Annotated in this window: 14 protein-coding genes; 8 read left to right on the top strand and 6 right to left on the bottom strand. The window is 43.1% G+C overall.

Annotated elements, in window-relative coordinates:
- Window positions 1-102 precede the first annotated feature (102 nt).
- Window positions 103-1002, bottom strand: coding sequence for an Hsp33 family molecular chaperone HslO (gene hslO / locus NOS7107_RS20340; protein WP_015114830.1), 900 nt, complete (start codon window positions 1000-1002; stop codon window positions 103-105).
- 135 nt (window positions 1003-1137) lie between these two features.
- On the opposite strand from hslO, the gene NOS7107_RS20335 reads away from it, so the two are divergent.
- Both NOS7107_RS20335 and NOS7107_RS20330 read left to right on the top strand, forming a co-directional pair.
- Entirely contained in the window at window positions 1138-1518 is a 381-nt protein-coding gene (locus tag NOS7107_RS20335; protein WP_015114829.1) for a hypothetical protein, read from the top strand.
- 19 nt (window positions 1519-1537) lie between these two features.
- Window positions 1538-2071, top strand: coding sequence for a hypothetical protein (locus NOS7107_RS20330; RefSeq protein WP_015114828.1), 534 nt, complete (start codon window positions 1538-1540; stop codon window positions 2069-2071).
- 23 nt (window positions 2072-2094) lie between these two features.
- Here the strand turns inward: NOS7107_RS20330 and NOS7107_RS20325 are convergent, their stop codons facing one another.
- Window positions 2095-2520, bottom strand: a complete 426-nt coding sequence (locus NOS7107_RS20325; RefSeq protein ID WP_015114827.1) for a universal stress protein — start codon at window positions 2518-2520, stop codon at window positions 2095-2097.
- Between the two features lie 200 nt (window positions 2521-2720).
- Window positions 2721-4022 (bottom strand): histidinol dehydrogenase, encoded by a 1302-nt coding sequence (hisD, locus tag NOS7107_RS20320; protein WP_015114826.1) that lies wholly within the window; start codon window positions 4020-4022, stop codon window positions 2721-2723.
- Window positions 4023-4575: 553 nt separating this feature from the next.
- Here hisD and rpsT point away from each other — a divergent pair.
- From rpsT to NOS7107_RS20290, 6 genes are all read left to right on the top strand, one after another.
- The gene (gene rpsT / locus NOS7107_RS20315) at window positions 4576-4872 is read left to right on the top strand and encodes a 30S ribosomal protein S20 (RefSeq protein ID WP_015114825.1); all 297 of its coding nucleotides are present in this window, start codon (window positions 4576-4578) and stop codon (window positions 4870-4872) included.
- Between the two features lie 85 nt (window positions 4873-4957).
- On the top strand, window positions 4958-5740 hold the full coding sequence (locus tag NOS7107_RS20310; protein ID WP_015114824.1) for a TatD family hydrolase: 783 nt from the start codon (window positions 4958-4960) through the stop codon (window positions 5738-5740).
- A 734-nt stretch (window positions 5741-6474) separates the two neighbouring features.
- A complete protein-coding gene (gene rpoB, locus NOS7107_RS20305; protein ID WP_015114823.1) occupies window positions 6475-9774 on the top strand; it encodes a DNA-directed RNA polymerase subunit beta in 3300 nt (1099 codons plus the stop codon).
- Window positions 9775-9897: 123 nt separating this feature from the next.
- Window positions 9898-11775 carry a DNA-directed RNA polymerase subunit gamma gene (locus tag NOS7107_RS20300; protein ID WP_015114822.1) on the top strand — a complete coding sequence of 626 codons (1878 nt, stop codon included), beginning with the start codon at window positions 9898-9900 and terminating at the stop codon, window positions 11773-11775.
- Window positions 11776-11855: 80 nt separating this feature from the next.
- A complete protein-coding gene (locus NOS7107_RS20295) occupies window positions 11856-15920 on the top strand; it encodes a DNA-directed RNA polymerase subunit beta'' (RefSeq protein WP_015114821.1) in 4065 nt (1354 codons plus the stop codon).
- 139 nt (window positions 15921-16059) lie between these two features.
- A complete protein-coding gene (locus tag NOS7107_RS20290; protein ID WP_015114820.1) occupies window positions 16060-16608 on the top strand; it encodes a GIY-YIG nuclease family protein in 549 nt (182 codons plus the stop codon).
- 35 nt (window positions 16609-16643) lie between these two features.
- Here the strand turns inward: NOS7107_RS20290 and NOS7107_RS20285 are convergent, their stop codons facing one another.
- From NOS7107_RS20285 to NOS7107_RS20275, 3 genes are all read right to left on the bottom strand, one after another.
- Entirely contained in the window at window positions 16644-17918 is a 1275-nt protein-coding gene (locus NOS7107_RS20285) for a hypothetical protein (RefSeq protein ID WP_015114819.1), read from the bottom strand.
- Window positions 17919-17984: 66 nt separating this feature from the next.
- Complete coding sequence (locus tag NOS7107_RS20280) at window positions 17985-21455, bottom strand: CHAT domain-containing tetratricopeptide repeat protein (RefSeq protein ID WP_015114818.1); 3471 nt, start codon at window positions 21453-21455, stop codon at window positions 17985-17987.
- A gap of 147 nt (window positions 21456-21602) precedes the next feature.
- The gene (locus NOS7107_RS20275) at window positions 21603-21884 is read right to left on the bottom strand and encodes a hypothetical protein (protein WP_044500190.1); all 282 of its coding nucleotides are present in this window, start codon (window positions 21882-21884) and stop codon (window positions 21603-21605) included.
- Between the last annotated feature and the right edge of the window lie 38 nt (window positions 21885-21922).

Raw genomic sequence — 21922 nt, 5'->3', positions numbered from 1 at the left:
CCATAGTAACTTTCTCATTGTTAAAAAGCTACTGTTTATCTGAACTTTCTCCTGGTATACCTTTAACCTTTAGAAAATTCAGTGTTATTTTATACTGTATTCTCAAACAGAAGATTCTGCTTGTAAATCAACAATCAACTGAGCTAATTGATCACTACTTGCCTCATAAACTCTGCCACAAAAATCACAAGTAGCTTCAGCACCATCATCTTTAACAATCATGTCTTGTAATTCTGCTTCCCCTAACATCTTAAGTGCGCCTAGTACCCGATCAAAAGAGCAACCACAATGAAAGCGCAACATCTGGGTTTCAGGAAATATCGACAAACCCATATCGCCTAAAAGATCACCAAAAATTTCTGGTAGTGTCTTACCTGCTTGCAATAATGGGGTAAATCCTGATAAGGCAGCCACCCGTGATTCTAAGGTTGTAACTAGGGCTTCATCTCTAGCGGCTTTGGGTAAAACTTGTACTAATAACCCTCCCGCAGCAGTCACTCCACCTGCACCCACGAATACGCCTAAAACCAAAGCTGAAGGTGTTTGTTCAGAATTTACTAGATAATGCGCCACATCATCACCGATCTCTCCAGACACAAGCTCTACAGTACTGGAGTAGGGATAACCATAACCAATATCTCGAACAACATAGAGGTAGCCACTGCCTACTGCACCGCCGACATCAAGTTTACCTTTAGCGTTGGGAGGTAGTTCTACAGACGGGTTGCCTACATAACCCCGGACTGTTCCATCCAAACCTGCATCTACCAATATACCACCCAAAGGGCCATCGCCTTTGACTCGAATATTAATTCTTGAGCCTACACGCTTCATTCCAGAAGCCATCAATAAGCCCGCTGCCATCGTCCTTCCCATTGCTGCTGTCGCCACATAAGAAAGTTTGTGGCGCTGTCGAGCTTCTTCTGTCAAGCGCGTAGTGATGACACCCACTGCACGAATCCCACCCTCGGCTGCTGTTGCGCGAATTAACTGATCCGCCATGAAAAAACCTTACATTTCTTAACAACTTCACTTTTTCTATTCTAAGTTCTCAGTTACCATCCAGGTGAGTAGATGATAAGTAGCGATCGCATTTGCAATACTAGAAATACAATTCATTAAAAAGTCACATAAAAAATGCTAGGTAATTTTCAACAAAGTCAACTGCGGATAGAAATCGCAGCATCAGCCAGTGCTATTGGTGATAGCTTGCTACGTCCTGCACAATTAGAAAAATGGCTCTTAGGGCAACGTTTTAACCCAGGAATGCCAGAAGAAATTTATCCAGGATTCCAGTTTACAAGCTGGACTGGCCCCATCTCCATTCATCATCAAGTAGATGTAGCTCAATCTAATTGTCTGCGCTTCCTACTCAGTGGTGGAATTGACGGCTTTCATGAATGGTACTGGGGCGAAGGTTGGGTACAGTCCCGCTTAGAAGGCGTTTCGATGTTACCCCTGAATTTAGGTCAAACCTTGAGTTTGTTGAGTTTACGTCAGTTTTTAGCTCAGGCATAAAAAAGGTAAATAGTGAGATATGCGTCAAATTCTAGTAGTTTCAACTACAGCAGCAATCTTACTATCGTTAATGGCTATTTCTTCTGCTAATGCCAATAAAAAAGAAGAAATAGATATTAACAGAGTGGTGGAACAGGAACCAGTAGGAGAAATAAAACCGAACTACTCATATCCTGATAATTCCAATAAGGATCAAAAAGAGTTTGATAAAGTCAAACAACTATTAGAGCAAATGAAAGTTAAGGAAGGGTTGAAGTTAAAATCAATCAAACTGGTGTCTTACAGCGATTACATTAATTTAATCAGCAATTCTAATGCTGGCAAAATTGAAAATTACCAAGTACATCCAAACAGACAGATGTTTTTAGTAGAAATACATGCACCTAATGGCTACAAACTACCTAAGAGAAGAGAATCCAAAATTTACGATATCACTAAAAACAACCCACCAATTGAATTCAAAAAAGCTAGAATTCACCAATTATTCGATGCTGAAACTGGCAATTTATGGACTACCAATGTAATAGAAGTGCAAAACCTAGAAAATTATTAACTAATTTATGCTAATGTCAATTTTTATTTGGTCTTCACCACTAATACAGAACAATTAGCTTCTTCCACTACTTGACTACTTACAGAACCCTGAACAATTCGCTTCATCCCAGTTAATCCGCGACTACCAATAATAATTAAATCTGCTTTGTAAATATTAGCTAGGCGAATAATTTCATCCGCAGCTTCGCCCGTTACCAACTCTACTGCGCTTTGAATGGATAATTTTTCTTGATAAGCTTGCAGTTGTTTTTCAATTTGGAAATAAGACAACGCTGGCGATTCAGGATGAGGACGATCTGCGGGTAGTTCCATGTCTGAATCTGGTGTAGGAAACACATGACAAAGAACAATTTTGGTTTCGGGCGATAATACTAAATCATCCAAAACCTGAATTACACGTTCTGCAATATCCGAACCATCCAGAGCTATCAAAATATTGTTTAGCACTGCCCTCGTCTCCTCAAAAGTAGACCCCTGAAACTCCACTGCTGACACCAAATAATATTACTGATGAAAACTGAAGTTTATCTTGTGTTATGTATACTGGGCGATCGCTCATCGCCTTTCAGCAATACAGTTTAATCTTTAAGTGTGCAGTTCAAGAATGCTATTTGCTAAAAGTATCAGAAAAAATTAAGCATTCCCCATTACTCATCTTGTTGAATCCGCCGCCGGACTGAATCAGCATGGGAAGGTAAGCCTTCCGCTGTGGCGAGAGCATCAATTGCACCCGCTACTTTTTGCAAGGCAGTGGGTGAGTATTGAATAATACTAGAGTGTTTGAGGAAGGTTTCTACGCTTAATGCCGAAGTATAGCGGGCAGCGCCAGAAGTGGGCAATGTATGGTTAGGCCCTGCTAAATAGTCACCGACAGCTTCTGGTGTGGAATAACCTAAAAATATCGCCCCAGCGTGGCGGATTTGGGGCAGAATTGCCCAAGGGTCTTTAACTTCTAACTCTAAGTGTTCTGGAGCAAATTCATTGGAGAGTTCTGCTGCTGCTTCTAAAGATTCTACCAGCACAATTAAACCGTAGTGGGCGATCGCTTTTTCTGTATCGATCCGCCTGGGATGATCAACTAACTGTCTTTCCACAGCGACTTGGACATTTTTTGCCAAAGCTGGATCAGTGGTCAGTAAAATCGCTGCTGCCATTGGATCATGTTCGGCTTGGGCTAACATATCAGCAGCCACATGCACCGGATTAGCAAATTCATCGGCAATGATTAGCACTTCGCTTGGCCCCGCCAGCATATCAATGCCCACGGTGCCATAGACGAGTTTTTTGGCTAAGGTGACGTAAATATTGCCTGGGCCAGTAATTATATTGACTTTCGGGATTGTTTCTGTACCGTAAGCTAAAGCCGCGATCGCCTGCGCTCCCCCAACGCGATAAATTTCTTGTACTCCTGTTTCTTGGGCTGCTACTAGTACAGCTGGGCTAATGACTTTCCCTGCGCCTGGTGGTGTTACCATAACAACTCGTGGTACACCAGCCACTTTTGCTGGAATGGCGTTCATCAACACCGTACTCAGATAAGCTGCACGACCACCAGGGACATATATCCCGGCTCGATCTACAGGGGTGTAGCGTTTACCCAACACTACATCATCTTCCCCAAAGTTTACCCAACTTTTGGGGATTCGCTGACGGTGAAATGCTTCAATTTGACGAGCAGCTAACTGAATTGCTTGGAGCAATTCTTGAGATACTTGTTGGTATGCTTTATCTAGTTCAGAACCCGTAACACGCAGTTCTTCCAACTTCAAGGTTTGGTTGTCAAATTCAGCCGTGTAATGCAACACTGCTTTGTCGCCTTGGCGCTTCACAGCTTGCAACACTTCCCGCACAGTTGCTTCTTTGTGAACTACCTGTTCGTCCTGGGTACGATCGCAGATACGTTGTAGTTCTGCTTTAACGTCTGCCTGCTGAGTAATGATTCGCAGCATGGAGTAAGGAAAATGCCAAAATTTTAGATTATTCCTGCTTGAGAATTAGTCTTTCTCTTGACCCCCAAGAGGGACAAGTTTTACTTTGATTCTCATCTCTAGCTTAACCTGGATTTTTTTGATACTCCCAAGGCTATCAGCACATGGGTTACTTAATTTAAATGAGGAATTTTCTCAGGTCTTAACATGCTTACAAAAGTAATGTATTATTTGTATACACGCAAATACCCAAGATTTAACTATTTATAGTTCCTGTCTACTGACAACACAGCCTGATTCGGAAGTAACATTAACAGTTACACCGCTGGTTCAGGAGGTAGTTAGTTAGGTAGATAATTTATTGAAGTACTTCATTTTAGCTTATTTACTAAGTTTGGCATACAAATTAAATCTACTGAAAAAATTGCCAGATAGCTGCTCATTCCCTGAGACCTTTCAGCCTTTATCTCAGGCTCAAGATTTTTTTTGAGAAATTATGACATTGGCAAGATGAATGCTATATTAGTAAATCTAGTAGTGTGTGTACATATCAATAGTCTTTTTGGAATCGACTGTGGCGAATACAAAGTCTGCTCTTAAACGCGCCAATATCGCCGAACGCAATCGGCTGAGGAATAAAACTTACAAATCAGCTGTTAAGACGCTGATGAAAAAATACTTGACTGTGGTAGCAACCTACGCGGCTAATCCTACGCCCGAACTCAAACAACAAGTAGATGAGCGTCTGGCTGAGGCTTACAGCAAAATCGATAAGGCTGTCAAGCGGGGCATTCTGCACCCCAATAATGGGGCTAGGAAAAAATCGAGATTGGCTCATAAACTCAAGCCGCTCACTCAAACAGCACAGTAATTAGTCCAACGTGAATAGTCCAAAGTTAAAAGTATCAATTCAATACTATTAACTCTGGACTATTGACCATTGACATCTGACTACAATGCACCTAATTGACACCCACGTTCATCTTAACTTTGATAACTTCCAGCCAGATTTAGCCGCAGTGCGATCGCGATGGCAAGAAGCGGGGGTAGTGCGATTAGTACACTCCTGTGTTGAACCATCAGAGTTTTCCAGCATTCAAACTATTGCTAACCAATTTCCTGAATTAAGTTTTGCCGTTGGACTGCATCCGTTAGATGCGGATAAATGGCAAAGTGATACAGCCGAGACAATTAAATCCTTGGCGAGTTCTGAACCAAAAGTGGTGGCGATTGGGGAAATGGGGCTGGATTACTACAAAGCCGAAAACTATGAGCAACAGCGGATAGTTTTTGAATCGCAATTAGAGATCGCCTCTGAACTCAATCTTCCTGTAATTATTCACTGTCGTGATGCGGCCAGTGATGTCAGGGAAATTTTGCAAAAATGGCAGGAAACTCAAGGGGGGATTCGGGGTGTAATGCACTGCTGGGGCGGAACGCCAGAAGAAACCCAATGGTTCCTTGACCTGGGTTTTTATATTAGCTTTAGCGGGACTGTTACATTCAAAAACGCTAAAGAGATTCACGCCTCAGCCGAGATGGTCAGTAGTGATCGCTTATTAATCGAAACAGACTGTCCTTTCTTATCTCCTGTTCCCAAACGGGGTGAGAAACGCAACGAACCAGCTTATGTTCGCTATGTAGCGGAAAAATTAGCCGAGTTGCGGGGAGAAACATTAGAAGCGATCGCCCACCAAACCACGCAAAATGCCTGTAAATTATTTGACTTGGCTTTATAAAAAGTCAAACATTGCGATTACAGGGTGTGGCAAAAATAATTAAAAGCTCAGGAGGATAAAAATATGTTAGTATTGATCCCTCCAAAACATTTTGCTTGCATCATAATGATAAAGGAAGAAACAAAAAACTTTTAAGCTTATTATATTGTTATCAACTTGGCCATCCTCCACTCTCCACATACGGATGCTCGGCATAAATGAATAACCGTGACTACCAACATTCGTAGCTCAAATTTGGCAAAATATACCCTGCTTTGTATCTAAAACTATAGAAAATTGTTAAAAGTAATTATCTTGTGAGTAAAACCCACCAAAATAAAGCCACTTTGACTCAAAGCCCATATCATCCGGCTGATTATCATTATCTTTTGATATTGCCGTCACGATAAACGGTGTATTTAAAAGTGCAACAATTTTGAGATGCGTCAGCTAATCTACGCGGTTTTTGGGAGGGGCAGTGAGGAAAGTAAAGCAAATGCAGAAATGTCTCAAACTGTCGTTGATAAATCAAGTTAATAGCTGGGTTTTAACAGCTATTGATGGCTTGCAAGGGTGTTTACCCCCCTTGTCAAAATCACCCTGTCCAGATGAAAAAATGCTGCGGTTAGCTGCATAAATCCATAACAGGTGACACAAGGAAAAGTTCCCCAACAAATACGGACACTGGCTAGTAGCAGGAACCGTCCCACAGCAGTGTCCTCTAAAAGTTTAACCAGGTTGACAAAGGTAGAGGCATGAATAACGACAAATATCTGGAACCCGCCTTTTTGTTGCCCGACTTGATTGAAATTCAGCGAGCAAGCTTTCGCTGGTTTTTAGAAGAAGGGTTGATAGAAGAACTGAACTCCTTTAGTCCTATTACAGACTATACAGGCAAACTCGAACTGCATTTTTTAGGACATAACTATAAATTAAAGGAGCCAAAGTACAGCGTTGAGGAAGCAAAACGGCGGGATAGTACTTACGCAGTGCAAATGTATGTCCCCACACGCTTGTTAAATAAAGAAACAGGAGACATAAAAGAACAAGAAGTATTTATTGGTGATTTGCCGTTAATGACCGATCGCGGCACGTTCATTATTAACGGAGCCGAGCGGGTAATTGTCAACCAAATTGTGCGATCGCCTGGAGTTTACTACAAATCCGAAATCGACAAAAACGGTCGGCGGACATATTCAGCCAGTCTCATCCCGAACCGGGGCGCATGGCTAAAATTTGAAACAGACCGGAACGATTTGGTGTGGGTACGTATCGACAAAACCCGTAAACTATCCGCACAGGTACTCCTCAAAGCCTTGGGTTTATCAGATAACGAAATTTTTGATGCCCTGCGCCACCCAGAATATTTCCAAAAAACCATCGAAAAAGAAGGGCAATTCTCAGAAGAAGAAGCCCTGATGGAGTTATATCGTAAACTCCGTCCCGGTGAACCACCAACCGTATTAGGTGGACAACAACTATTAGACTCTCGCTTCTTCGACCCCAAACGTTATGACTTGGGTCGAGTTGGGCGCTATAAACTTAACAAAAAACTCCGATTGTCAGTTCCCGACACCATGCGTGTCCTAACCCCTGGCGATATTTTGTCAGCAGTCGATTACCTGATCAACCTGGAATATGACATCGGTAGTATAGACGACATTGACCACTTAGGAAATCGCCGCGTCAGAAGTGTGGGCGAATTGCTGCAAAACCAAGTCAGAGTAGGTTTAAACCGCTTAGAACGAATTATCCGCGAACGGATGACCGTATCTGATGCCGAAGTTTTGACACCAGCATCCTTGGTCAACCCCAAACCATTAGTTGCAGCCATCAAAGAATTCTTTGGTTCCAGCCAATTAAGCCAGTTCATGGATCAAACAAATCCACTGGCAGAACTGACCCACAAACGCCGACTTTCAGCTTTAGGACCTGGTGGTTTGACCAGAGAACGGGCAGGGTTTGCGGTGCGAGACATTCATCCCTCCCACTACGGACGGATTTGTCCCATTGAAACTCCAGAAGGCCCCAACGCTGGTTTGATTGGTTCCTTAGCTACCCATGCAAGAGTTAACCAGTACGGCTTTTTAGAAACACCATTCCGACCAGTAGAAAATGCACGAGTTAGATTTGATCTAGCGCCTGTGTATATGACAGCCGACGAAGAAGATGACTTGCGGGTAGCACCGGGAGATATTCCCGTTGATGAAAATGGCTACATTATTGGGCCACAAGTACCAGTACGTTACCGCCAAGAATTCTCCACCACCACACCAGAACAGGTGGACTACGTAGCCGTTTCCCCAGTACAGATTGTCTCGGTAGCTACCAGCATGATTCCTTTCTTGGAACATGACGACGCTAACCGAGCGCTGATGGGTTCTAACATGCAACGCCAAGCAGTACCCCTGTTGAAACCAGAGCGTCCCTTAGTAGGAACTGGTTTGGAAGCTCAAGGCGCGAGAGACTCTGGGATGGTGATTGTCTCCCGAACTGATGGCGATGTTACCTACGTAGACGCGACAGAAATTCGTGTCCGTCCCAAACCAAATTCACCAGAAATTAGATACACCGTTTCTAAATACCAGCGTTCTAACCAAGACACTTGTTTAAACCAAAAACCCCTGGTCAGAATGGGTGAGAGGGTTGTAGCGGGACAAGTACTAGCAGATGGTTCCTCCACAGAAGGTGGTGAATTGGCGCTGGGACAAAATATTGTCGTCGCTTATATGCCTTGGGAAGGGTATAACTACGAAGACGCAATTTTGATTTCTGAACGACTGGTACAAGATGACGTTTATACCTCAATTCACATTGAAAAATATGAAATTGAGGCCAGACAAACCAAATTAGGCCCAGAAGAAATTACCAGAGAAATTCCCAACGTCGGGGAAGATGCTTTGCGTCAGTTAGATGAACAAGGCATTATCCGCATTGGGGCATGGGTAGAATCAGGCGATATCTTAGTCGGTAAAGTTACACCCAAAGGTGAATCTGACCAACCACCAGAAGAAAAACTCTTACGTGCTATCTTCGGGGAAAAAGCGCGAGATGTGCGCGATAACTCCTTGCGTGTACCTAACGGCGAAAAAGGTCGTGTAGTTGATGTGCGCTTGTTTACCAGAGAACAAGGCGATGAATTACCACCGGGAGCCAACATGGTAGTGCGGGTATATGTCGCCCAGAAGCGGAAAATCCAAGTCGGTGACAAAATGGCGGGTCGCCACGGTAATAAAGGGATTATTTCCCGAATCTTGCCCCTGGAAGATATGCCTTACCTACCAGATGGTTCCCCAGTAGACATTGTGCTTAACCCCTTGGGCGTACCCAGCCGGATGAATGTGGGACAAGTATTTGAATGTCTGTTGGGTTGGGCGGGTCATACCTTGGGCGTGAGATTTAAGATAGTTCCCTTTGATGAAATGTATGGGGAAGAATCATCACGCCGTATTGTGCATGGCAAATTGCAAGAAGCAAGGGACGAAACAGGTAGAGATTGGGTATATAACCCAGATGACCCTGGAAAAATCATGGTGTTTGATGGCCGTACCGGCGAACCATTTGACCGACCAGTCACAGTAGGCGTAGCTTATATGCTGAAGTTGGTGCATTTGGTGGATGATAAAATCCACGCCCGGTCTACAGGCCCATACTCCTTGGTTACTCAGCAACCCCTTGGTGGTAAAGCTCAACAAGGTGGTCAGCGCTTCGGAGAAATGGAAGTGTGGGCATTGGAAGCCTTTGGTGCAGCTTACACCTTGCAGGAATTGCTGACAGTCAAATCCGACGATATGCAGGGACGAAATGAAGCATTAAATGCGATCGTTAAAGGTAAGGCAATTCCCCGACCAGGAACACCGGAATCCTTTAAGGTGTTGATGCGAGAACTGCAATCATTAGGATTAGATATTGCTGTTCATAAAGTAGAAACCCAAGCAGATGGCAGTTCTTTAGACGTAGAAGTCGATTTAATGGCAGACCAAGCCGCCAGACGCACACCACCACGACCTACTTACGAATCTCTTTCCCGTGAATCATTGGAAGACGACGAATAAATAAGTCAAAAGTTAAAAGGCAAAAGGCAAAAGAATAAAAGTTTTTCTAATGAATTTTTTCTCTTTTTTTACTTTGCCTTTTGACCTTCTCTTTGCTTTTACTTTTTACTTTTTACTTTAAGTATGAGATCAGCCCAAACTAATCAGTTTGACTACGTAAAAATCGGCTTAGCATCACCAGAACGCATTCGGCAATGGGGTGAACGCACCTTACCCAATGGCCAATTAGTAGGTGAAGTCACCAAACCAGAAACGATTAATTACCGGACTCTCAAGCCAGAAATGGATGGCTTATTTTGCGAGCGCATTTTTGGCCCCGCAAAAGATTGGGAATGTCATTGTGGTAAGTATAAGAGAGTTCGTCATAGAGGTATTGTTTGCGAACGCTGTGGTGTAGAAGTTACCGAATCTAGAGTGCGTCGCCATCGGATGGGGTATATCAAACTCGCAGCACCGGTAGCCCACGTTTGGTATCTCAAAGGTATCCCCAGTTATATTGCCATTCTGTTGGATATGCCTTTGCGGGATGTAGAGCAAATAGTTTATTTCAACTCTTATGTTGTTCTCAGCCCTGGTAATGCCGAAACTTTAACTTATAAGCAACTACTGAGCGAAGACCAGTGGTTAGAAATTGAAGACCAAATTTATAGCGAAGATTCTACCTTACAAGGGGTAGAGGTAGGTATTGGTGCGGAAGCACTGCTGCGTTTGTTAGCTGATATTAATTTAGAGCAAGAAGCAGAAAGTCTGCGCGAAGAAATTAGTACAGCTAAAGGGCAAAAACGAGCAAAACTGATTAAGCGCTTACGGGTAATTGATAACTTCATTGCGACTGGCTCTAAACCAGAATGGATGGTAATGACAGTTATCCCTGTGATTCCCCCTGATTTGCGCCCAATGGTGCAACTAGATGGTGGGAGGTTTGCTACAAGTGACTTGAATGATTTATATAGACGGGTAATTAACCGCAATAACCGCCTGGCACGCCTACAAGAAATTTTGGCACCAGAAATTATTGTGCGGAACGAAAAGCGGATGCTGCAAGAAGCAGTAGATGCTTTGATTGACAACGGTCGTCGGGGTCGCACGGTAGTTGGTGCTAATAACCGACCGCTAAAATCTTTATCTGACATTATTGAAGGTAAGCAAGGACGCTTCCGGCAAAACTTGTTGGGTAAACGAGTTGACTACTCTGGCCGTTCGGTAATTGTGGTGGGGCCAAAGTTACATATCCACCAGTGTGGTTTGCCTAGAGAAATGGCGATCGAGCTATTTCAACCGTTTGTGATCAACCGCCTGATTCGCAGCGGTATGGTGAATAACATCAAAGCGGCGAAAAAGCTGATATCGCGCAACGATCCGAGTGTGTGGGATGTGCTGGAAGAGGTGATCGAAGGACACCCAGTCATGCTCAACCGCGCACCCACACTTCACCGTTTGGGGATTCAAGCTTTTGAACCAATTTTGGTGGAAGGACGAGCAATTCAATTACATCCATTGGTGTGTCCGGCGTTTAACGCTGACTTTGATGGAGACCAAATGGCGGTACACGTACCACTGTCCTTGGAAAGTCAGGCAGAAGCACGGTTATTGATGTTGGCTTCTAATAATATTTTGTCGCCAGCTACAGGTAAACCAATAATTACACCTAGCCAAGATATGGTATTGGGGGCATACTACTTAACCGCAGAAAATCCCCATGCTACGAAAGGTGCTGGTAAGTACTTTGCGTCCCTAGAGGATGTCATTATGGCATTTGAGCAAGGGCAAATAGACTTACACGCCTACATCTACGTGCGGTTTGATGGTGAACTGGAATCAGATCAACCCGATACAGAACCGTTGGAAGTAACTAATAACGATGACGGTACTCGAACATTAATGTATAAGTTCCGCCGAGTTCGAGAAGACTCCCAAGGAAATTTGATTTCTCAGTATATACGCACAACACCTGGACGTGTCATTTATAACAATGCCATTCAGGAAGCACTAGCAAGTTAAAAGTAAAAAGGCAAAAAGCAAAAGAAAAAAGTAATTTTACTTTTGCCTTTTGACTTCTATTGACTAAGGACGAATGACTAATGACTAACGAAAATAAAGTTTTTCGCAATCGCGTAGTTGACAAAGGTCAATTGAGAAATTTAATTTCTTGGGCGTTTACCAACTACGGTACGGCGCGAACTGCTGTAATGGCAGACAAACTGAAAGATTTAGGTTTCCGTTACGCTACTAGAGCCGGGGTTTCCATCAGTGTAGATGATTTGATGGTACCACCTAGCAAGCGCAGTCTTCTAGAAGCCGCAGAAGAAGAAATTCGGGCGACAGAAGCGCGTTACCAAAGGGGAGAAATCACAGAAGTTGAACGTTTCCAGAAAGTAATTGACACCTGGAATGGTACCAGTGAAGCTCTCAAAGATGAGGTAGTTGTTCACTTCAAGAAAACCAATCCCCTCAACTCCGTGTACATGATGGCGTTTTCTGGGGCGCGGGGTAATATTTCCCAAGTCCGTCAGTTAGTCGGGATGCGGGGACTGATGGCAGATCCCCAAGGGGAAATTATTGACTTACCAATTAAAACCAACTTCCGGGAAGGTTTGACTGTCACAGAATATATTATTTCCTCTTACGGTGCGCGTAAAGGATTGGTAGATACAGCGCTACGGACGGCTGACTCTGGTTATCTAACGCGCCGTCTGGTTGACGTATCTCAGGATGTGATTGTTCGAGAATTCGATTGTGGTACTAGCAGAGGTCTAGCCCTACAGTCGATGACAGAAGGTAGCAAAACCTTGATTCCTCTGGCCACACGTTTGATGGGACGAGTAGTGGGAGAGGATATAGTGCATCCTACAACCAAAGAAGTAATTGCACCACGCAACACCCCCATTTCTGATGACTTGGCAAAAATAATTCAAAAAGCTGGGGTAACACAAGTGGTGGTGCGATCGCCTCTGACCTGTGAAGCGGCACGTTCTGTTTGTCAACATTGCTACGGCTGGAGCTTGGCTCACGCCAAGATGGTAGACTTGGGCGAAGCAGTGGGGATCATTGCTGCCCAAAGTATCGGTGAACCTGGTACTCAGCTAACCATGCGGACATTCCACACCGGGGGTGTATTTACAGGGGAAGTAGCACAACAAGTGCGTTCAAAAATGGCTGGGACAGTCAAGATTCCCCGCAAATTGCGGACAAGACCCTACCGTACCCGCCACGGGGAAGATGCTTTGTATGTGGAAGCTAACGGCATCTTGATGTTAGAACCCAAGAAAGAAGGTTCAGAAACGCCAGTTGCCCAAGAAATTCAAGTTACCCAAGGTTCCACACTATATATAGTTGATGGTCAACAGGTAAAACTAGGACAGTTACTAGCAGAAGTCGCAATTGGTGGTCGGACAACTCGTACCAACACCGAAAAAGCGGTCAAAGATGTGGCCACTGACTTAGCCGGAGAGGTAAAATTTGCTGATGTCGTTGCTGAACAAAAAACAGACCGTCAAGGTAACACCACAACCACCGCATCACGAGGTGGTTTGATTTGGATTTTGTCTGGGGAAGTTTATAACTTGCCCCCTGGTGCAGAATTGGTGGTGAATAATGGCGATCGCATCGCCACGAACGGCGTTTTAGCCGAAACCAGGCTCACCAGTCAGCATGGTGGTGTGGTGCGTTTGCCAGAAGCTACTCCTGGTAAGAGTACCAGAGAAATTGAAATCATCACTGCTTCAGTAGTTTTAGACCAAGCAGCAGTTACCGTTAACAGTTCTCAAGGGCGAAACAACTACCTCATCTCCACGGGCAACAACCAGGAATTCAACCTCCGAGCTACCCCAGGCACAAAAGTGCAGAATGGGCAAGTAGTAGCCGAATTAATTGATGACCGCTATCGCACTACCACCGGTGGCTTTTTGAAATTCGCTGGACTAGAAGTCCAGAAGAAAGGCAAAGCCAAACAAGGTTATGAAGTGGTACAGGGAGGCACAATGCTGTGGATTCCCGAAGAAACCCACGAGGTGAATAAAGATATCTCCTTGCTGTTGGTTGAAGATGGTCAGTTTGTTGAAGCTGGCTCGGAAGTTGTGAAAGATATCTTCTGCCAAAACAGCGGTGTAGTAGAAGTTACCCAGAAAAACGACATTCTGCGGGAAGTGGTAGTTAAACCCGGCGAACTGCTCATGGTTGATGATCCAGAAGCGGTCATTGGGCGGGATAACACCTTTGTTCAGCCTGGTGAAGAATTGTTGGGACAAACCTTTACGGAATTGCGCTACATCCAGTATGTAGAATCTCCAGAAGGCCCAGCCTTGTTAAGTCGTCCTGTCGTAGAATTTGCCGTACCCAACACCCCAGATGTACCTTCCACCACATCTGTGAGTCAGCAAACCGGACGTTCAATTCAACTGCGAGCAGTACAGCGTCTACCTTACAAAGATGCTGAACGCGTCAAATCAGTAGAAGGCGTAGAACTGTTACGTACTCAACTAGTATTGGAAATTGAGCAAGAAGGTGAACAAGACCATAATGCTTCTCCTTTAGCAGCAGATATTGAATTGGTTCCTGATCTACAAGATCCAGATATACAGCGTTTGCAGCTAGTAATTTTGGAATCATTAGTCATTCGGCGGGACATTGTTGCTGATGCTACCCAAGGTAGTACTCAGACAGCGCTGCAAGTACAAGATGGCGAAACCATTGCTCCTGGTGCTGTAGTCGCCAGTACCCAAATCTTGTGTAAAGAAGGGGGTATTGTCAGGGGTGTACAAAAAGGTACAGAAACTGTACGCCGTTGCTTAGTATTGCGTCACAGCGATATGATTTCGATGACGACTGCCTCTAAACCCAAGGTAAAAGTTGGTGATTTGATGGTAGAAGGTGCCGAAATTACTCCAGGCGTATTTGCAGAAGAATCTGGGGAAATTGTAGATATTAAGGCTGTGGCTCCAGCATCAGCTGGTGATGAATCAGCCCTGAGTACACAGAAATATACTGTAACTATTCGTGCTGGTCGTCCCTACCGAGTCAGTCCTGGTGCAGTGTTGCAGATAGAAGACGGTGATTTAGTACAGCGCGGTGATAACTTAGTGCTGTTGGTATTTGAACGTGCGAAAACCGGAGATATCATTCAAGGTTTGCCCCGGATTGAAGAACTTCTAGAAGCTCGCAAACCAAAAGAAGCGTGCGTCTTAATCCGCCGTGCTGGGGAAGTCAAGGTTGTTTATGGTGATGGCGATGAAGCGATCGCTGTGAAAATTGTAGAATCTAATGGTGTAATCAGCGACTATCCCCTTGGCCCAGGACAAAACTTAATAGTACCTGATGGTTATCACGTCTTAGCCGGACAACCAATCACTGATGGCCCCTCTAACCCCCACGAAATTCTAGAAATCTTCTTCAGCTTGGGTTCTGAGGATGGAGTCTATGCTTGCGCCAGTCATGCTTTGCAGAAAGTGCAAACATTCTTGGTAAACGAAGTACAGTTAGTGTATCAGTCCCAAGGGATTGATATTGCCGACAAACACATCGAAGTGATTGTCCGCCAAATGACCAACAAAGTGCGGATAGATGATGGTGGAGATACCACCATGCTGCCTGGGGAGTTGGTAGAATTGCGCCAAGTTGAACAAGTCAACGAAGCAATGGCCATTACAGGTGGTGCTAGGGCGCAATACACACCCGTACTGTTGGGTATCACCAAAGCATCCTTGAACACCGATAGCTTTATCTCGGCTGCATCCTTCCAAGAAACCACCAGGGTCTTAACGGAAGCAGCAATTGAAGGCAAATCTGACTGGCTGCGGGGTCTGAAAGAGAACGTAATTATTGGACGCTTGATTCCGGCGGGTACTGGATACAATACTTATGATGAACCAGGTGCGATCGAAGATTACGCGACTCTGGACACTACCAGTGTTCTGGATGAAGTAGATGATCCACTAGATATGGTGTTAGACGATCGCACTGCTCGTGCCTACAATTTAGATACACCTTCGCTAACCGAAGGTACTTATGGTAGCCGACGCACAGGCTCAATCTTGGATGAAGATGATTTGATTCTTGATGGAGTCCATGAAGTTCATGACCTCGTATCCGATGACGAAGAAGATGAATATGAGGAAGTTGACGATGATGAAGATGATTTCGATATGTAAATAGAAAGTTCGTAATTAGCATAAAAGGCAAAAGAAAAGTTTCTTTTGCCTTTTTCTTTTGACTATCTTGTAAAAATTATGTTCAAATTATTTACTATAGGAATGCTCAATTAATAAATCACAAAATTCAACTTTGGCTATGGCTGACGAAACAAATCCTCCATCTTTAACAACCCTAGAGTATATTCCTTACATTGATGATGCAGGCCAATTACCTGACATATTCCAAGGAAAAATAGGTGTATATGCAATATTTGACCAAAATAAATCGCTACAATTTGTCGGATATTCTCGTGATATTTATTTAAGCCTAAAACAACATTTAGTCCGTCAGCCAGAACAATGTTATTGGGTGAAAGGTCAAACTATTGAACGTCCCAATCGGACAGTTTTAGAAACTATTGAAAATGCCTGGATTGCCGAAAATGGAACTGTACCCATAGGCAACGGAGAGAATAAAGAAATATGGACACAGCCGATCAACGTCAAAAGCATCATGACACCAGAAGAACAGGTGAATTATCAAAATCCCGCTAATGATGAGTTAGCACAAATAAAAGTTATTAAGAATGTAGCACGGCGAGTTGAAGCAGAAATTTTAAAAGTTTTGGAATCGCGTGGTTTGCAAATGCAACTCCGCTTCAATCCCAAATTAAAAGAAGATGGATTACTAGATTTAAAACCTTGAATAAGATTTCAAAAGTTAGAATTAATAGAAAAGTCTTACTGGAATTGCTTGAATTTATTATTGGCAGATAGCAATAGCTCTTGAGCTTTTAAATAAACAGTTGTACCTTTTTCCACCTTTTCTAATTGGTTAATAATACTGTGCAACTGACTAATTACCCGATTACGATCCAAATTTTTGGGGTCATTGGGCATAGAAGCTACTAAGCTTTCAATTTCTTGTTGCGCTCTAGCTAAAGTTTGTACAGCATCAGCCTCCGCTTTGCGTCTGATTTTCACCTGACCTAAATTAGTTTCATAAGTTGCTAATAACTTTTGTGCTTGGGCATAACCTACTAAATCTGAGGAAGAAATCTGTTGTAAACGATGAATTGCTTCTGACCATAAATTTTCTATTTGTTCCCATTCGGTAACGGTATGCGGTGGATTTTGACCAGCTTTTGCAGCTTGCCAAGAAAATTGTTGGGCGGCGGTAATTAAAGTACTGACACGTTCATTGCCGGCGGCTAATCCGACAACTTCCTGAAATTCTCGCTTGTAGCCATCTAGTTGATTTTGAGCAGTTTGGCCAGCTAAGGTTTGTCCGGGAATTTCTGCTAACTTATCGAGTGCTGAACGCCAAGCGGCGATCGCTGACTTTTTATCGGTTATGGTTGTAGCTTGTTGATACTGCTGTTTAGCATTTAATAATGCTTGGTTATAATCAACCAGCAAAGTTTGGGCATTTTTTTCTTGAAAAGCCTTGGCTTCTAATTGTCCTACTTGACGACGCGCCGCATTCAAACCATAAACGCTGAACCGCCATTCATACCAGCCATATTTATATTCTGGCCAATCGTTGGCTAACACAGTTGGCAAGTTATTGAGATGTATTTTTGTCTGTTGCAGTTGTTCTTCACCCAACGCCAAATCGGCTGCACTAGTTGGTCTTTCAATCAAGTATTCAGCTTGTTCAAGTGACACCAAAGCTTGCCGATAATGTTGTTCTATACTAATGTAACTAGGAAGCAACAACAATGGCGCATTTTGTACCACAGTCCGGCGAATCATTGGTGAAGGCTGATTCGCCACCCAAATTATACCTGCGGGAACGCCGATGAGTATTGTGATCCAAATCAGTTTACCTATACCTTTTTTGGCTTTGCCAGGTTTTTGTTGAGAGGAGTTATTACGAACTTGTCCTTGTGCGGCTATTTCCTGTTCTAATTCAGCCAGGGTTTTTAATTTTGCTGGTTGCTGTGGAGTGACAGAGGAACTTATTCCAGAGTTATTACGTACAAAAATTTTAGTAATTCCGTGTAAAAAAGCCATAAGTATATTCAGTGCTGAGTTTAGTATTCCCAAACTCAGCAGAAAGTAAAAACAAATTTTCTACTTTTACTTCCACTCACCTTGTAAAGTAAAGCCCGCCCAATAATAAGGTGCAGAATAATTCCCATCTCGCCATAATTCCAATCTTGCCTCTCGCAATGCTGCCGAAGGTGTCAATCCTTGCTTCAAGATTTTGGTATAAAATATCCTCATTAATTTTGATGTCGCTTCATCATCCACATTCCATAAACTGACCAACACGCGAGGGCTACCAGCATACATAAATCCTCTAGCCAATCCGACTAATCCTTCGCCTTTGATTTCTTTACTTAAGCCAGTTTCACAAGCGCTCAGGACAATTAATTCTGCTGGTAGTTTGAGGTTAAAAATATCTTGTAGACGCAAAAAGCCATTTTGTAACCTTCCTTGTTGATCAAATAGTGATAAAACTACTCCAGATAAAGCTGGGTTTTCCGTATCTAAAATGCCGTGGGTGGCAAAATGTATGATGCGGTATTCACTAAGTTGAGAACTAGTAACAAAAGCACGGTTAGCAGCAAAATCTAATGCTTGCAGAGTCTGAGATTTAGGTACTAAAGCTAAAATGTTCTCAGCTTCTTTGCGAGTAAAAGATAAACGCTCAAAAGAGAAATTGGGATTGATCTGGGGAATGTTTTGTTTTGGTATGGGATGATGGATAATTCTCGTTAGGCGATCGTCGTCATTGCTAAATACAGCATCTGCTATCACAGCTAAGGTTTTGGGAGGAGTTTTGCGTTCTCTGTGTTCGCGCCTGATAACAGCTAGAGTAGAAGCTGATGGCACGTAAAGAATTTCGTTTGTTTCTAGCAGAGGCTTGAAATTCTTACCTAATGTTCCGGGTTGAGGTAGGGCAGAAAATGGCAGATATTGTAAAGCACCATCACCGACAATCACCAAGCGTTTGTTTTTGATTTTTTCCGCGATTGGTTTTATCAGTACTTGATGGAGTTTTTCTAATACTTCGTAACTGCTAAAAGTCCCTAAACCAGAACTTGCATCTATCTTGATGTTGGCACTGAGGCGGTAGTAACGTATTTTCAATAAATAATTAAATTGCTTAACAACTTTTTCGATATCTGCGCGTTTAGGTAACTCATAGCTGCTAATGTCAGTTTTACTCACCACCCACAAATAGCTGCGTTCTTCACCAAGGGCGTATTCTAACAACAGAGTATCGTCATCTAATACTTGCTGTTGAATTTCTTTGAGAGAAAGAGGTTGAGGTTGAGTTAGTGCAGCATATTTGGGACTGGTTAATCTGATTTGTGCTTGTACATCTTGATAGTCTTTGAGAAGTGAGGCCAGTTCATTTTCTAGAACTTGTGCTTGTGCTGGGGTATATTGACCGCTGGTATAGAGTTCTAAACGCAGTTTCTCAGTTGCATCCAGTCGTTGTTGCAATTTTTGTTCGGCTTCTAGTAGTTTCGGCTCTACACCCTGGCGAATATCAGCGTTAGCTTCTGTGAGTAGTTCTAACAAACTGCGAGAACGATATTTTTCACTTGTTTGTAGAGCCAAACCATCGTAACCTTGGTTTGGATATTGCTTGTGCAACTGCATTAATAAATCATTACCAAATTGGTAAATGGTTTGCTGCGAGGCAAAATAAGAGGTACGCAGTGGCTCGTTAGTAATCTTTGTACGTAAATTTTCGATGAGCTTGATAGCTGCTTCAATTTGAATCAGAGATTTTTTGAGATTGCCTTGATCACGTTCTAAATAGGCAATGTTATAGAGAGTAATAGCTTCTCCAGCTTGATCCCTCATTTGTCTTCTTAGGGGCAAAGACTGATTGTAGTAAACTAGTGCTTGCTGTTTCTGCTCCAATGCAGAGTAGACACCGCCAATATTGTTGAGGCTGGTTGCAATACCTGCTTTATCACTCACTTGTTGGGATAAAGATAGGGATTGGTTGTAGTATTTGAGTGCCTCCTGTTTCTCTCCTAATGAGTCATAGACACGGCCGATGTTATTCAACGTGACGGCTTCTCCAGTTTTATCTCCTACTTGCCGTCTTAAGGGCATCGACTGGTTATAGTATTTAAGTGCCTGTTGTTTGTCTCCTAATGAGTCATAGACACGGCCGATGTTATTGAGAGTGCCGGCTTCCCCTGTTTTATCACCGATTTGTTGCCTCAAGGGCAGACACTGGTTGTAGTATTTGAGTGCCTGCTGTTTGTCTCCCAAAGCAGAGTAAATACCGCCAATGTTGTTGAGAGTCGTTGCTTCCCCAACTTTATCGCCTACTTGTCTTGAGAGGGTTAGAGATTGGTTATAAAATGCTAAAGCCTGTTGTTTGTCCCCTAAGCCATCGTAGACACTACCAATATTATTGAGAGTGGCGGCTTCTCCAGTTTTATCCCCCACTTGTCGTCTTAATGGTAGGGACTGGTTATAGTATTGTAGTGCCTGCTGTTTGTCTGCTAAGGAGTCGTAAACACGCCCGATATTATTGAAAGTAACGGCTTGCCCGGCTTTATCCCCCACTTGTCGTGATAGGATTAGAGATTGATCATAAAATGCTAGAGCCTGCTGTTTATCTCCCAATGCGTCGTAGATACCACCAATATTGTTGAGAGTGATAGCTTCTCCAGTTTTATCTCCTACTTGTCGTCTCAAAGGTAGAGATTGATTGTAGTACGACAAAGCCTGTTTCTTGTCTCCCAAGGCATCGTAAACACCACCAATATTATTGAGAGTAACGGCTTGCCCAGCTTTATCACCTATTTGACGTGATAATGGTAGGGATTGACTGTAGTACATCAAAGCCTGTTGTTTGTCTCCCAAAGCATCGTAAACACCGCCGACATTGTTGAGGGTGATCGCTTCTTGGACTTTATTGACTATTTGTCGTGAAATTAGCAGGGATCGGTTGTAGTATTTGAGTGCTTGCTGTTTGTCTCCCAAGGCATTGTAGACACCGCCGATGTTATTGAGAGTAACGGCTTGCCCAGCTTTATCGCCTACTTGTTGTGATAAGGGTAGGGATTTGTTGTAGTATACCAGTGCTTGCTGTTTGTCTCCCAAGGCATCATAAACACCACCAATGTTGTTGAGAGTCACGGCTTGTCCAGTTATATCTCCTACTTGCTCTCTGAGAGGCAAAGATTGGTTGAAGAATACCAGTGCTTGCTGTTTGTCTCCCAAGGCATCATAAATAAAACCAAGTTCGTTGAGTGTGATGGCTTGTTGTTTAGCATCGCCTATTTTTTGCCAGAGCTTAAAGGCAGTTTCAAATTTGGCGATCGCCTGTTTTAGAGATATGGCTGTGCCTCGTTCTAGTAACTCTTCGCCTTCTTGAAATATTTGCTCTGCGGTAGAACGGTTGACTTCTGGTGAGTTTTTTTGTGGTTGTTGGGTAATCTTGAGTACATAATCCTTAGCAGCTACACCTGATTCAGCAAATACTATGATGCTGACTAAGATAAAGGAAATGTTAGTAAACGCTGCTAAAAATCTTCTTGGCTTCTGGCGACAGTTGATTTTCTTAATCATAACAGCATTTTTTAACAAGTATTTGTGCCTGCTTCACTATACGTTTAGACGTTATACAGTTAGGAATTTTTAATGAAAAAACCCGACTATAGATAGATGGCATTATTATTTCTCTATAAATATGACTAAGGAACCGTTATTTTTAATTCAAAATCTGAAATATACTATCATCCAGATGCAGAAAATCATTGTATTAAGTATCACTTCCACACTACGAAAAGTCATTAAACAAGATTCTGCACCGATTTCTCTCTTGGCGCGGGGGCTGTAAGAGCTAATTTTTAACAGATAGTTAAACTGCTTCACCAGAATTTCGATGTCTGCGCGTTTCGGTAGTTCATAACTGCTAATGCTGGTTTTACTCACCATCCATAAATAGCTGCGTTGTTCACCGAGGGAGTATTGCAACAACAAGGTAGGTGTCATCATCAAGAATTTGTTGCTGAATCTCTGGAATTGAGGGTGTT

This window comes from Nostoc sp. PCC 7107 (genome assembly GCF_000316625.1).
Taxonomy (GTDB): domain Bacteria; phylum Cyanobacteriota; class Cyanobacteriia; order Cyanobacteriales; family Nostocaceae; genus Nostoc_B.
This window is presented reverse-complemented; position numbering and strand designations above follow the sequence as displayed.

Excerpts from the sequence above, each read along its gene's own strand:
- NOS7107_RS20335 (WP_015114829.1), top strand. The coding sequence starts at position 1,138 with ATGCTAGGTAATTTTCAACAAAGTCAACTGCGGATAGAAATCGCAGCA.
- rpoB (WP_015114823.1), top strand. The coding sequence starts at position 6,475 with ATGAATAACGACAAATATCTGGAACCCGCCTTTTTGTTGCCCGACTTG.
- hslO (WP_015114830.1), bottom strand. The coding sequence starts at position 1,002 with ATGGCGGATCAGTTAATTCGCGCAACAGCAGCCGAGGGTGGGATTCGT.
- NOS7107_RS20275 (WP_044500190.1), bottom strand. The coding sequence starts at position 21,884 with ATGATGACACCTACCTTGTTGTTGCAATACTCCCTCGGTGAACAACGC.
- NOS7107_RS20295 (WP_015114821.1), top strand. The coding sequence starts at position 11,856 with ATGACTAACGAAAATAAAGTTTTTCGCAATCGCGTAGTTGACAAAGGT.
- NOS7107_RS20285 (WP_015114819.1), bottom strand. The coding sequence starts at position 17,918 with ATGGCTTTTTTACACGGAATTACTAAAATTTTTGTACGTAATAACTCT.
- NOS7107_RS20310 (WP_015114824.1), top strand. The coding sequence starts at position 4,958 with ATGCACCTAATTGACACCCACGTTCATCTTAACTTTGATAACTTCCAG.
- NOS7107_RS20280 (WP_015114818.1), bottom strand. The coding sequence starts at position 21,455 with ATGATTAAGAAAATCAACTGTCGCCAGAAGCCAAGAAGATTTTTAGCA.
- NOS7107_RS20330 (WP_015114828.1), top strand. The coding sequence starts at position 1,538 with ATGCGTCAAATTCTAGTAGTTTCAACTACAGCAGCAATCTTACTATCG.
- hisD (WP_015114826.1), bottom strand. The coding sequence starts at position 4,022 with ATGCTGCGAATCATTACTCAGCAGGCAGACGTTAAAGCAGAACTACAA.
- NOS7107_RS20290 (WP_015114820.1), top strand. The coding sequence starts at position 16,060 with ATGGCTGACGAAACAAATCCTCCATCTTTAACAACCCTAGAGTATATT.
- NOS7107_RS20300 (WP_015114822.1), top strand. The coding sequence starts at position 9,898 with ATGAGATCAGCCCAAACTAATCAGTTTGACTACGTAAAAATCGGCTTA.